Source organism: Mesorhizobium sp. WSM4310 (assembly GCF_007003935.1).
Taxonomy (GTDB): Bacteria; Pseudomonadota; Alphaproteobacteria; order Rhizobiales; family Rhizobiaceae; genus Mesorhizobium.
In genome coordinates this window covers 1-12,967 of sequence record NZ_VFTA01000027.1, presented here as the reverse complement: position 1 = coordinate 12,967, position 12,967 = coordinate 1, and the positions used below count along the sequence as shown (strand labels likewise).

Genomic DNA, 12,967 nt, shown 5'->3' with positions numbered 1-12,967 from the left:
GCGCGGCAATTCGCGCTGAGTTTGCGCTTGAACGCCCCCCTCTGCCCTGCCGAGTATCTCTCCCTCAAGGGGGGAGATTGGCTGTTCGGCCAACGGCGCCCTCCAGTCGACGTCGATGGTTGGGGAAAGCCGATCAAATATCCGATCTCCCACCTTGAGGGGGAGATGGCTGGCAAGCCAGAGGGGGGTGCCTTGGCGCCACCCTTTCGGGACTTCCATCGCGGCGACAGCGCCTGATGGCACCGCCTTCGTCATCCTCCACCAAAGCCGAATTCCCCTGGTGGCTTGCCGCTGCCGCCGTGCTTGCACTGGCGGCCGCCTTGTTCATCGCGGCCAGCGATCTCTATGCCCAGGTCTTCGCCACGGTCGCCAAGGGCATCGGCATCACCGTCTTCGTCACCGTCGTCGCCTTCGCCATGGCGTCGATCATCGGTCTCGGCGTTGCGCTGATGGGCTTGTCGGGTTCGCCCTGGCTTCGCCAGATCGCGCGCTTCTATGTCGAGATCATCCGCGGCGTGCCGATCCTGGTGCTGTTGTTCTGGATCGCCTTTGCCGGCGCGCCGGCCTTCGTCGCGGCCTGGAACGCGCTGACCGCGCCGCTGCAAAGCGCGGGCTATCTGGGTGAGCTCCTGGTGCGCGACGTGTCGCTGTTGTGGCGGGCCATCATGGCGCTGACCATCGGCTACTCCGCCTTCATCTCGGAGGTCTTCCGCGCCGGCATCCAGGCGGTCGAGAAGGGCCAGATCGAGGCGGCCAAGGCGCTTGGGCTGAGCCGTGCGCAACGCTTCCGGCTGATCGTCTTTCCGCAGGCGATCCGCACCATATTGCCGCCGCTCGGCAATGATTTCGTCGCTTTGGTCAAGGATTCCTCGCTGGTCTCGGTGCTCGGCGTCGCCGACATCACCCAGATGGGCAAGATCTATGCCGCCGGCTCGTTCCGCTTCTTCGAGACCTATTCGATCGTGGCCTATATCTATCTCATCCTCACCGTCGGCCTGTCGCTGGCGCTCCGGGCGCTGGAGCGGCGCCTGCGCCGCCAGAACGAGGAATAGTTTTTGGGTGAGGACAGGGTTACGATCCTGTCGACACCGAGGGAGGTCCCATGATCGTCGACAAGGCCAATGCGGCGCTGGATTCCGTCTATGGCGCCGACACGCCGGAAACACTGGCGCAGGCCTATGCCGCCTGGGCCGCGACCTATGACAGCGAAACCGCCTCGCTCGGCTATCTCCTGCCGTTCCTGATCACCGCCTGGGTGGCGCGCCATGTTCCGGCCGGCCAGGGACCCTTGCTCGACGCCGGCTGCGGCACCGGCCTGTCGGGGCCGTCGCTGAAGGCGCTGGGCTATGGCGATATTGCCGGGCTCGACCTGTCTGACGACATGCTCAAGATCGCCGGCAGCCGCAACGCCTATGGCGAGCTGAAACGGGCGATGCTGGGCGGGAAGCTGCCCTGGCCGGATGGCCATTTCCGCGCCTTCTTCTCCACCGGCGTGTTCACCATCAGCCACGCGCCGGCGGCGGGCCTGCACGAACTGGTGCGCATCACCAAAAAGCGCGGCCACGCTATCTTCACCGTGCGCGACCAGGTGTTCGAGAGCGGCGGGTTTCAGGCCGTGTTCGACGAATTGGAGCAGGCGAGAAAATGGCGGCCGGTCGAGCAAAGTCCGTGGTTTCGCTGCTACGCGATCGCCGAGCCGGATGCGCTGGTGAAGACTTTTGTGTTCGAGGTGATGTGAGCTGCGAGTTCCCCGATCTTGGCTCCCTTCCTCTCCCCCGATCGACGGGGGAGAGGAAAGGCGCGAGTTCGTCGAGCTTGGTGCCCTTCCTGCCCCTGAAGATGTGTAAGTGAGGGCGGGGAGCCCGCCAGGCCACGCCGCAATTGCCGAAAAGCCAAAACATTGGTATGAGCCACGCCATGGAAGAGCTTTTTGGCGATCCGGCCTACAAGGGGTTCGTGCTGCAGGACAGAAAACGCCTGCCGTCGCGCTTCTCCGCGCGCGTCTGTGGCGCTTTGACCAGCCGACTTAGCTAGACCGCTTTCGCCGGGCCAAGGGCTTGCGGCGTCACACTCTTCCCATTCTCATATCGACGGATTTACGCACATGAGCGCACCGCGCACCCTCTACGACAAGATTTTCGACGACCACGTCGTCGACCGCCAGGACGACGGCACCTGCCTGCTCTATATCGACCGCCACCTCGTCCATGAAGTGACCAGCCCGCAGGCCTTCGAAGGCCTGCGCCTGAGCGGCCGCAAGGTCCGCCATCCGGAAAAGACGCTGGCAGTCGTCGATCACAATGTCTCAACCTCGCCCGAGCGCAAGTTCGGCATCAAGAACGAGGAAAGCCGCATCCAGGTCGAGGCGCTGGCCAAGAACGCCAAGGACTTCGGCGTCGAATATTATTCCGAGAATGATATCCGCCAGGGCATCGTTCACATCATCGGTCCCGAGCAGGGCTTTACGCTGCCCGGCATGACGATCGTGTGCGGCGACAGCCACACTTCGACGCATGGCGCGTTCGGCGCGCTGGCGCACGGCATCGGCACGTCGGAAGTCGAGCATGTGCTGGCGACGCAGACGCTGATCCAGCGCAAGGCCAAGAACATGCTGGTGCGCGTCGACGGCCAGCTGCCGGAAGGCGTCACCGCCAAGGACATCATCCTCGCCATCATCGGCGAGATCGGCACCGCTGGCGGCACCGGCTATGTCATCGAATATGCCGGCGAGGCGATCCGCTCGCTGTCGATGGAAGGCCGCATGACGATCTGCAACATGTCGATCGAGGGCGGCGCGCGCGCCGGCCTGATAGCCGCCGACGAGACCACCTTCGCCTATGTCAAGGACAAGCCGCGCGCGCCGAAGGGCGCGGCCTGGGACGCCGCGCTCGCCTATTGGAAGACGCTGCAGTCGGACGAAGGCGCGCATTTCGACAAGGTGATCGTGCTCGACGCGGCCAAGCTGCCGCCGATCGTTTCCTGGGGCTCGTCGCCCGAGGATGTCGTCTCCGTGCAAGGCATCGTGCCGAACCCGGACGATATCGCCGACGAGAACAAGCGCACCTCCAAGCAGCGGGCGCTGGACTATATGGGCCTGACGCCGGGCACCAAGATCACCGACATCGCGCTCGACCGTGTCTTCATCGGTTCCTGCACCAATGGCCGCATCGAGGATCTTCGCGCCGCCGCCAAGGTAATCGAGGGCAAGACCGTCAATCCGCGCGTCAACGCCATGATCGTGCCGGGCTCCGGCCTGGTCAAGGAACAGGCGGAAGCCGAGGGTCTCGACAAGATCTTCCTCGCCGCCGGCTTCGACTGGCGCGAGCCGGGTTGCTCGATGTGCCTTGCCATGAACGACGACCGGCTGAAGCCGCATGAACGCTGCGCCTCGACCTCGAACCGCAATTTCGAGGGAAGGCAAGGCTTCAAGGGCCGCACCCATCTGGTGTCGCCGGCCATGGCGGCGGCGGCGGCGATCGCCGGCCACTTCGTCGACATCCGCGACTGGAAATAACCTCCGGTCCACACGTTCCGATGATTGCCGGACCCCGGACCGCATTGCGGTTCCGGGGTCTTTTTCATTCGCGCGGTCCGCATATGCGTTCGGGCTTAACCGCTTGTTTGGGCTTGCGCGCTAAGGTCTTCCCTGACGTAAAGCGAGGGGAAGTCACCGTCCTTTGGACACCGGCCTGTTCATAGCGCTGCTCAATCCGACGATCGCGCTGGCCCTCGGCGCGGCCTTCTTCGTGCTATGGGCCTATCAGCGTCACCGGCCCTATCTGGCCGTGCTGGCGCTCAGCTATTGTGTCTCGGCGCCCGGCTTTCTGTTCCAGTATTTCACCTTGCCCATCGGCATGGTGCTGACCAAGCTGGTGTCCAACATCTGCTTCGCCATCGCCGGCTGCTGCCTGTCGGGCGCAATCGTCGCCCGTTATGGCCGCAAGGTGCCCTATGTGGCGATCGGCGTGCTGACCGGTGGCGGTCTGGCCTCGTTCTGCTGGTTCCTCTTTGTCGCGCCGGATCTCACTTGGCGTATCCTGGCGATGAATTTCGCCTTCGGCGGTCTCAGCCTTCTGGTGGCCGCCGAATTGCGCCCGGTGCGCAACAATGGCCCGACCGAGAAGATCCTGTTCGTGCTGTCGCTGCTGTCGGGCCTCAACTTCTTCGTGCGAACCCTCGTCGTCGTCATCGCGCACGGGCCGTTCACCAGCTATGATGGATTCTACAGCTCGTCCTACTGGACGACGGCGCTGCTGTCGCATGCGCTGCTGTCGCTGCTGATCGCGCTCTGCCTGTTCACCGCCGCGGCGCTCGACGTCATGAAGGCCCTGAAGGCCGAGACGCACACCGATCCGCTTTCGGGCCTGCTCAACCGGCGCGGCTTCGAGGAGCGCGCGGCTCAGCTCCTGCGACACTGCGCGATGGCCAGGTTCCCGGTGGCGCTGGTGCTGGCCGACCTCGATCATTTCAAGGCGCTCAACGATGTGCACGGGCATGCCGCCGGCGACCGGGTGATCGCTGATTTCGCCGCCAAGCTCCGGTCGGCCACCGGCGCGCGCGGCGCTGCCGGACGCATCGGCGGCGAGGAGTTCGCTGTGCTCCTGCCGCTCAGCGATCTCGCCGCCGCGCGCCTGTTCGCCGAGGCTGTGCGCACGCTCTACTCGGCAGGCGGCGTCGACGGGCTTCCCGCCGGCACCAAGGTCACCGCCAGTTTCGGCGTGGCGGCCCGCAGCGGCGAGGAAGCGCTGGAGCCGTTGATGCGGCGTGCCGACGAGGCGCTTTACAAGGCCAAGAAAAATGGCCGCGACAGCGTGCGCCTGTCGTACGAACGGCCCGAAACGTTGTTCGTGCCGGAGCCGTCCAAGGCCGGCTGAAGCCGTGTATCCCGCCTCACGTTAACGTCTTTTTCGCCCGTAGGTGTTTAGGTGAGACACGGGGTGCGAAAGAGATGAGCGGCGCGAACTTCATCTTGTTGATCAATCTGTCGGTTGCCGGCCTGCTGGCGGCATCCTTCATGGCGGTGGCGTTTCATGATGTCGGCCGCGCCCCCGCGCGCTGGTTTGCTTCTGGCTATGTCCTGGGCATGGTCTATTCGGCGATCGAATTCAGCATTCCCGCCTTCACCGATGCCCGGCTGCCGGTGGTCACCGCCTTCGCGGTTTTCCTGGGCGCAACAATAGCCTTCAACGTCGGACTGGCCCGCAAATACGGCGTCGCGCCGCCATGGTCGCCGATGCTGTTCTTCCTGGTCGCCGCCACCATCGTCGTCTATTTCGTGCAAGACCTGCCGCGCCAGTCGCTGGTGCGCATGATGGCCTACCAGCTCCCCTATGCCGTCATGCAATTCGTCGGATTGGCCATCGTCTGGTCGTCCAGGCAAAGGCGTGGCCGGCTCGATCGTATCCTGATGGCGGTGCTCGCCGCCAGCGGCGTGCAGTTCGCCTCAAAGCCGTTCATCGCGCATGCGCTCGGCGGCTGGGGCGCCAATCCGCAGGCCTATCTGCAAAGCAGCTACGCGCTGGTGTCGCAATCGCTCGGCACCGTCTTTGCCCTGGCCATGGCGCTGCTGACGCTGGCCATCCTTGTCCGCGATGTGTTGGCCGAAGTGACGTCGAGATCGGAGACAGATACGCTGTCCAGACTGCTCAATCGCGGTGCCTTCACGCGCCAGGCCGAGCAGGCCGTGCTTGGCGCCATGCGGCAAGGCGTGCCGGTCGCGCTGGTCATCGCCGATCTCGATCATTTCAAGAGCATCAACGACAATTTCGGCCATGCCTCCGGCGACCGGGTGATCGAGACCTTTGCCGGTTTCCTGCGCGAAGCCGCCGCCGGGCACCATGTCGCGGGCCGCATCGGCGGCGAGGAATTCGCCATCATGCTGCCCGGAACCAATCTGGCCGCCGCCCGGCTGTTCGCCGAGGGCACGCGCAGCGCATTCGGCGCGCTGCCCATCGACGGGCTGCCGGCGGACAATCGCTGCACGGCGAGTTTCGGGGTTGCCGAACTTCATCCCGGTGAAACCACCGCCGATCTCATGCGGCGCGCCGACGAGGCGCTCTACCTGGCAAAGAATGCCGGGCGTGACTGCGTCCGTGTCTCGGCCGGGCCGGGAGGCGAGTGGTCGTCCAGCGCAATCGTCATCAATTCCAGATCAGCATGACTTTGGTCGAAACGTCATCCTGATCCATCTCTTCGCCGTTTCCGCGAAACGGCGCATTGTACTAGCGGCAGGGGCTGAGTTCCGGCATCTCGCCGTCGGAAAGCCCGTACATATAGCTGCGGCCTTTGACGAAGACCGGCGGCCGGTAGCAATCGCCATAGCCTGAAATCTCGTCGGATTCGTTCTGGTAGATCACCTTGGGCTGGCCGGCGCTGGTGTAGTCGGCCAGCTTCTTGGCCAGCTTGCCTTGGCCGACGATGATGCGCTTGTAGCCGGCCGCGCTGTCGATGACGAGATTGCCGAAGGAATCGGCGTAGACGCGATCCTGGTGGCGTCCATTGGCCAGCGTGGGCGTCGCCAGGCCGGCGAGCGAGACGGCCACGATAAGCGCCGAGAGGCGTGATCTGCTTGAGTTCGAACGCATGGTCTTCCCGATGGTTAGAGGCCAAAGCGCGTCGAGACACGCTTTTTGGTTACTTGTCTGGATGCATGTCGTTGCCCCAAAACCGCTGACGCACTTTTGGGCGACATGCATGGCTCCTCGAATCAGAAATTAACCTTTTCTTAACCTTTGTTAAGAGGCCGGCGCGTTGCGCGGCGATGTCTCGTCAAACATGGTTAATTCCCGACTGGAGTGAAAACCCGATAGCCATCATTCGGCCATGCTTGGCGGCACCATCGCGGCCGGCATCGAATGGACTTAAAGGCAGCCTCGGGGCAACCTTGATCTGGGCGCAACATCGTGGCTAGTCTGCCGCGCGGGAGGACAGCATATGGGATTACGCCGGACGGTTCGGGTGTCCGTTTTCCCGTTGCTTGCCGTCGTTGCGGCCTGTGTGCCGCAGGATGGCGCGCCGAAGGCGGCCAATGTCGTCCCGCCTGCGCCGGCTCGGCAGTCCATCGCAGCCGCGACGCCCCCGGCATCGGCGCCTCCTGCACCGGCAACCAAGATCACCACCGACCTCACCGCGCCGCGATCCATAGTGGGTACGGCAACCTATGGATGCGGCAATGGCAGCGCGATCACCATCCAAAACCTCGGCTCGTCGTTGCGTGTGATCGAGCCGAATGGCGCGACCGAAGAGTTTGCGGCGTCGCCCGCCAACCAGTCCAGCCGCTACCAGGAAGCCGCCACGCATAACGCAATCGTGATCGACGGGCGTGAGGCGCTGGTGATGAAGAGGGGCTCGACGCCGCGGACCTGCAAGCGCTAGGCCGCACGGCCAAGAAGTCGCTTATGCTGCACTGCAGCGATATCGAGCCGGCCTTGGGTCCTCCACCCCTAATCGATTGAAGCCCGAGCCTGTCTTTTTGTCAGACTAAATGACGTTTCCAAAACGATTTTCTGGCTTTGACGCGGTGCAAAAAGAGCATTAGAAACCGCCTGTCCGAAGTCGCAACCGGAAGCGGCAATGCCGCGTTTCCATCTGAGGCTAAGCGCGTCGCGCCGAAACGGATTCATGCGACGCGCTCTGGATTGTTGTTCTGTGCATGCCGTCCTCGCAAAACCGAGGTCACTTTTGGGCGACATGCACGAAGACGCCGAACCTGGGGGAGCCATGAGCAAATCACCAGCCACCCGCGAATTCGCCAGACGTGAACGGCCGCTTTCGCCGCACCTGACGATCTACCGGCCGCCGGTCACCATGACGATGTCGATCATCCATCGCATCACCGGCGGGGCGCTTTATTTCGGCACGCTGCTGGTCTCGGTCTGGCTGATGGCGGCGGCGAGCTCTCAAGGCGTCTTCGACTGGGTCAACTGGGCCTTCGGCACCTGGCTCGGCCGGCTCATCCTGTTCGGCTACACCTGGGCGCTGATGCATCACATGCTGGGCGGCGTGCGCCACCTGGTCTGGGATACGGGCGCCGGGCTGGAAAAGCATACGGCCTCGAAGATCGCCTGGGCGACACTTGTCGGCTCGGTCCTGCTCACCCTGCTGATCTGGATCGCCGGCTACATGGCGCGAGGAGCCTGATCATGAGCGGCAAGAGCAATACCGACATGCGCACGCCGCTGGCGAAAGTCCGCGGCCTCGGCTCCGCCCGCGAAGGCACCGGCCATTTCTGGCGCCAGCGGCTGACGGCCATCGCCAACATCCCGCTGATGCTGTTCTTCGTCGGGTTCCTGATCGCGCTCAACGGCGCCGGCTATGCGGAAGTGCGCGCGGCGCTCGCCAATCCGTTCGTGGCGCTGGTGCTGGCCCTGGTGCTCATCTCCGGGCTCATCCATATGCGCCTCGGCATGCAGGTGATCATCGAGGATTACATCACCAGCGAAGGCTTGAAGCTGGCGACGATCGCGCTCAATACATTTTTCACCGTAGCGGTCGGCGTCGCCTCGATCTTCGCCCTGCTCAAGCTGGCATTCGGAGGCTGAGTTGGCCAAGGACGCGAAATCAGCCAAAATGGCAGGCTATAATTTTGTCGACCACAAATTCGACGTGGTGGTGGTCGGCGCCGGGGGGGCGGGCCTGCGCGCCACGCTCGGCATGGCCGAACAGGGCCTGCGCACCGCCTGCATCACCAAGGTGTTCCCGACGCGCTCGCACACGGTGGCCGCGCAAGGCGGCATTGCCGCTTCGCTTGCCAATATGGGTCCCGACAATTGGCAATGGCATCTCTTCGACACCGTCAAGGGTTCGGACTGGCTGGGCGACATCGACGCGCAGGAGTACATGGTCCAGCAGGCGCCTGCCGCCGTCTACGAACTCGAACATTACGGCGTGCCGTTCTCGCGCACCGAAGAAGGCAAGATCTATCAGCGGCCGTTCGGTGGCATGATGATGAATTTCGGCGAAGGCCCGCCGGTGCAGCGCACCTGCGCCGCCGCCGACCGCACCGGCCACGCCATGCTGCACACGCTCTACGGCCAGTCGCTGAAGAACAACGCGCAGTTCTTCATCGAGTATTTCGCGCTCGACCTGATCATGGAGCCGGACGGCACCTGCACCGGTGTCGTCGCCTGGAACCTCGACGACGGCACCATCCACCGCTTCTCGGCCAAGATGGTGGTGCTGGCCACCGGCGGTTACGGCCGGGCCTATTTCTCCGCCACCTCGGCGCACACCTGCACCGGTGACGGCGGCGGCATGGCGGCTCGCGCCGGCTTTCCGCTGCAGGACATGGAGTTCGTGCAGTTCCACCCAACCGGCATCTACGGCGCCGGCTGCCTGATCACCGAAGGCGCGCGCGGCGAGGGCGGCTATCTCGTCAATTCCGAAGGCGAGCGCTTCATGGAGCGCTACGCGCCGTCGGCAAAGGACCTTGCCTCGCGCGACGTCGTCTCGCGCTGCATGACGCTGGAGATCCGCGAAGGCCGCGGCGTCGGCCCGAAGAAGGACCACATCTTCCTGCATCTCGACCATCTCGACCCAGCCGTGCTGCATGAGCGGCTGCCCGGCATTTCGGAATCGGCAAAAATCTTTGCCGGCGTCGACCTGACCAAGGAGCCGATCCCGGTGCTGCCGACGGTGCACTACAATATGGGCGGCGTGCCGACCAATTACTGGGGCGAGGTGCTCAACCCGACGGCAAGGAGCCCGGACAAGGTGTCGCCGGGCCTGATGGCGGTCGGCGAGGCCGGCTGTGCCTCTGTCCACGGCGCCAACCGGCTGGGCTCGAACTCGCTGATCGACCTGGTGGTGTTCGGCCGCGCGGCGGCGATCCGGGCCGGCCAGGTCATCGACCGCAAGTCGGCGATCCCCGCCCCCAACGAGGCCTCGGTCGAAAAGATCATGGATCGCTTCGACCGGCTGCGCCACGCCAATGGCTCGACGCCGACGGCAAGCTTGCGTGAAAAGATGCAGAAGGCGATGCAGGAAGACGCCGCCGTGTTCCGCACGCAGGAATCGCTCGAAAACGGCTGCAAGCGCATTTCGCAAATCTGGGGCGAGCTCAAGGACATCAAAGTGTTCGACCGCTCGATGATCTGGAATTCGGATCTGGTCGAGACGCTGGAACTGGAAAACCTGATGGCCAACGCCATCACCACCGTCTACGGCGCCGAGGCGCGCAAGGAGAGCCGCGGCGCGCATGCGCGTGAGGACTTTTCCGCGCGCGACGATGCCGCCTGGCGCAAGCACACGCTGGCCAGGGTGAGCGAAGACGGCAAGGTGACGCTCAGCTACCGGCCGGTGCACACCGAGCCGCTGCTGGCCGAAAAGGACGGCGGCATCAGCCTCGCCAAGATCGCGCCCAAGGCCAGGGTGTACTGACAATGGCGCTGGCGGCCACGGGATATTCCGGCAAGCCCCTTCCGGCCAAGCTCGGCCTGAAGGACGGTATGACTGCCGCCTTCATCGCGCTGCCGCCGGAGCTCGACGAACTGGCCGGCGCCGTCGATTTCGCAGAGGTCGATCGGCTGGCCGAATGGTCCGACATTTCGGGTAGCCATCAAAGATACGATGCCGTCCACGCCTTCACCAAACAACGCGCCGAGATCGAGGATCGCCTTGGCGACGTCGAGGCGGCGATCAAGCGTGACGGCATGGTCTGGGTGTCGTGGCCGAAGAAGGCATCGAAAGTGCCGACCGACGTCACCGAGGGTATCGTGCGCACTGAAGCGCTGAAGCGCGACCTTGTCGACGTCAAGGTCGCTGCCGTGAATGAAATCTGGTCCGGGCTGAAGCTCGTCATCCGAAAGGACCTGAGGTAATGGTCGAACTGACGCTCCCCAAGAATTCGAAGATCCAGCAGGGCAAGACCTGGCCGAAGCCGGAAGGTGCCACCAATCTGCGGGAATACCGCATCTACCGCTGGTCGCCGGACGATGACGAGAACCCGCGCATCGACACCTATTTTGTCGACATGGACGATTGCGGACCGATGGTGCTCGACGCGCTGCTGTGGATCAAGAACAAGATCGACCCGACGCTGACCTTGCGCCGCTCCTGCCGCGAAGGCATTTGCGGCTCCTGCGCCATGAACATCGACGGCTCCAACACACTGGCCTGCACCAAGGGCTGCGACGACATTTCCGGTGCGGTAAAGGTCTATCCGCTGCCACACATGCAGGTGGTGAAGGACCTGGTGCCCGACCTCACCAATTTCTACGCCCAGCACGCCTCGATCGAGCCGTGGCTGAAGACGGTGTCGCCGCAGCCGGCCAAGGAATGGCTGCAGAGCCATGAGGACCGCGAGAAGCTCGACGGGCTCTACGAGTGCATATTGTGCGCCTGCTGCTCGACCTCGTGCCCGAGCTACTGGTGGAACGGCGACCGCTATCTCGGCCCGGCAACCCTCTTGCAGGCCTATCGCTGGCTGATCGACAGCCGCGACGAAGCCAAGGGCGAGCGGCTCGACAATCTCGAAGACCCGTTCCGGCTCTATCGCTGCCACACCATCATGAACTGCGCGCAGACCTGCCCCAAGGGTCTCAACCCGGCCAAGGCGATCGCGGAGATCAAGAAGATGATGGTGGAGCGGCGGGTCTGAAGCTGACGTTACCCGCTGACTTCTCCCCGGATGCCGTCGCGGCCATCCGGGCGCGACTCGATCTGGTGCGAAGCCGGGGTGTAAGAATCCTGTTCGCCATCGAAAGCGGCAGTCGCGCTTGGGGGTTTCCGTCTCCCGACAGCGACTATGACTGCCGGTTTGTCTATATCTATCGGATCACCTCGTGCTGCAGCAGCCGCGCGACGTGATCGAGTTTCCGATCGAAGGCGAGATCGATGCGGGTGGCTGGGATCTTCGCAAGGCCTTGCTTCTGGCGCTCGGCGGCAATGCCGTCATCGTCGAGTGGGCAAAGTCGCCCATCGTCTATGAGGAAATCGCAGGATTTCGTGCGCGCCTTCTCGACCTGCTGGCCGAAATCGTCGATCCAGTGAAGGTATCGCACCACTATCTTGGGTTGGCGCGCTCGCATGTCGCCAAGATCGGCAGTTTCTCAGGCGAGGTGAAACTGAAGAAGCTGTTCTATCTGATCCGCCCGCTGGTGGCTCTCGATTGGATGGATCAGCGTGGCTTTGCCCGACTGCCGCCGATGAACCTTGGCGAATGCCTGGACCAGACGGACGTGCCGGCGCCGGCAGCAGAAGAAATCCGCAGCCTGATCGAGCGGAAAAGCCGGACGCGGGAGATGGGGTCCGGTCTCATCCCGACCGCGATCGCGCGCTATCTCGAAGGGCGCTATGGTCATCACGCAATGAACCTTGCCGCCCCGGTGCGGGATGATGCCCATCAGGCGCGCAGACATGCCCTTGCGACCGCGTTTTGTCGCCAGGAGGCCGACGACTTTCATGAGCGAAGACCTTCCCATCCTCTCCCCCATCGAGGCGCGGGTGCTCGGCTGCTTGACTGAAAGAAGGAACTGACGAACCGCCCAAGCTGCTTGAGCAGAAGGGGCCGGTGTAGCCTATGTCCAGCTCTTGTGCCGAACACGGTCCGCTCAGATGGCCCGGCGGGTCTTGCTGGCTGCGCTGCGGTCCAGCTAGCCAAGTGTGGCTGCCCGCGACCGATCACGTTTCAAACATGTCGCTTACTAGTCAGGGCGCCAAGGGAGTCTCGGCGACTAATATTAGCGTCAGCTTAAGTAATTGATTGCTGTATGCGCGCGATTACTGGTATTGTCTTAGTATAGTTTTAAGCAGTCGTCGATATTGCCTTTCGATACCATGGTTCGAGTGCAAAGCAGTGCGCGGCTTCATCGTGAATGGGTATTCAATATCTGGGCCATTGATCAGCGCCACAACAGTCGGATCGTTCACCTGGCTTGTGTCGCTGATCTATTTTCAGGAGAAGGGGCTGCTTGCGGTTCTCGGCCTGGGGGTTTTGATCGCGCTTCTCTGGCTTGACGGCTTCCGGGAC

13 protein-coding genes are annotated in these 12,967 nt (G+C 63.5%); 12 read left to right on the top strand and 1 reads right to left on the bottom strand.

The genetic code is table 11. The annotated features are described in order from the left end of the window. Window positions 1-236: 236 nt before the first annotated feature. From FJV80_RS24900 to FJV80_RS24875, 5 genes are all read left to right on the top strand, one after another. On the top strand, window positions 237-1,052 hold the full coding sequence (locus tag FJV80_RS24900; protein WP_142877720.1) for an amino acid ABC transporter permease: 816 nt from the start codon (window positions 237-239) through the stop codon (window positions 1,050-1,052). 50 nt (window positions 1,053-1,102) lie between these two features. Continuing rightward, a complete protein-coding gene (locus tag FJV80_RS24895) occupies window positions 1,103-1,738 on the top strand; it encodes a class I SAM-dependent methyltransferase (protein ID WP_142877719.1) in 636 nt (211 codons plus the stop codon). Window positions 1,739-2,104: 366 nt separating this feature from the next. Continuing rightward, complete coding sequence (gene leuC / locus FJV80_RS24885; RefSeq protein ID WP_095774781.1) at window positions 2,105-3,514, top strand: 3-isopropylmalate dehydratase large subunit; 1,410 nt, start codon at window positions 2,105-2,107, stop codon at window positions 3,512-3,514. Window positions 3,515-3,677: 163 nt separating this feature from the next. Next, window positions 3,678-4,874: a GGDEF domain-containing protein gene (locus FJV80_RS24880; RefSeq protein ID WP_095774780.1), complete on the top strand. Its 1,197-nt coding sequence runs from the start codon at window positions 3,678-3,680 to the stop codon at window positions 4,872-4,874. 74 nt (window positions 4,875-4,948) lie between these two features. Continuing rightward, the gene (locus FJV80_RS24875) at window positions 4,949-6,160 is read left to right on the top strand and encodes a GGDEF domain-containing protein (protein ID WP_142877718.1); all 1,212 of its coding nucleotides are present in this window, start codon (window positions 4,949-4,951) and stop codon (window positions 6,158-6,160) included. Window positions 6,161-6,221: 61 nt separating this feature from the next. Here the strand turns inward: FJV80_RS24875 and FJV80_RS24870 are convergent, their stop codons facing one another. Continuing rightward, a complete protein-coding gene (locus FJV80_RS24870; RefSeq protein WP_095774778.1) occupies window positions 6,222-6,584 on the bottom strand; it encodes a hypothetical protein in 363 nt (120 codons plus the stop codon). A gap of 349 nt (window positions 6,585-6,933) precedes the next feature. Between FJV80_RS24870 and FJV80_RS24865 the strand changes: the two genes are divergently transcribed. The 7 genes from FJV80_RS24865 to FJV80_RS24835 all read left to right on the top strand — a co-directional run bounded on the left by FJV80_RS24865 (window position 6,934) and on the right by FJV80_RS24835 (window position 12,461). Next, window positions 6,934-7,374, top strand: coding sequence for a hypothetical protein (locus FJV80_RS24865; protein WP_142877717.1), 441 nt, complete (start codon window positions 6,934-6,936; stop codon window positions 7,372-7,374). Window positions 7,375-7,719: 345 nt separating this feature from the next. Further along, the gene (gene sdhC / locus FJV80_RS24860) at window positions 7,720-8,139 is read left to right on the top strand and encodes a succinate dehydrogenase, cytochrome b556 subunit (protein WP_095774776.1); all 420 of its coding nucleotides are present in this window, start codon (window positions 7,720-7,722) and stop codon (window positions 8,137-8,139) included. A gap of 2 nt (window positions 8,140-8,141) precedes the next feature. Continuing rightward, window positions 8,142-8,540, top strand: a complete 399-nt coding sequence (gene sdhD, locus FJV80_RS24855; protein WP_095774775.1) for a succinate dehydrogenase, hydrophobic membrane anchor protein — start codon at window positions 8,142-8,144, stop codon at window positions 8,538-8,540. A gap of 1 nt (window position 8,541) precedes the next feature. Then, entirely contained in the window at window positions 8,542-10,377 is a 1,836-nt protein-coding gene (sdhA, locus tag FJV80_RS24850; RefSeq protein ID WP_142877716.1) for a succinate dehydrogenase flavoprotein subunit, read from the top strand. Window positions 10,378-10,379: 2 nt separating this feature from the next. Next, window positions 10,380-10,817, top strand: coding sequence for a DUF3052 family protein (locus tag FJV80_RS24845; protein WP_095774773.1), 438 nt, complete (start codon window positions 10,380-10,382; stop codon window positions 10,815-10,817). Continuing rightward, complete coding sequence (locus FJV80_RS24840) at window positions 10,817-11,596, top strand: succinate dehydrogenase iron-sulfur subunit (RefSeq protein WP_010912301.1); 780 nt, start codon at window positions 10,817-10,819, stop codon at window positions 11,594-11,596. The genes FJV80_RS24845 and FJV80_RS24840 overlap by 1 nt, the downstream gene beginning before the upstream one ends. Window positions 11,597-11,861: 265 nt before the next feature. Next, a complete protein-coding gene (locus tag FJV80_RS24835) occupies window positions 11,862-12,461 on the top strand; it encodes a nucleotidyltransferase domain-containing protein (RefSeq protein ID WP_348643992.1) in 600 nt (199 codons plus the stop codon). The last annotated feature ends 506 nt before the right edge of the window (window positions 12,462-12,967 follow it).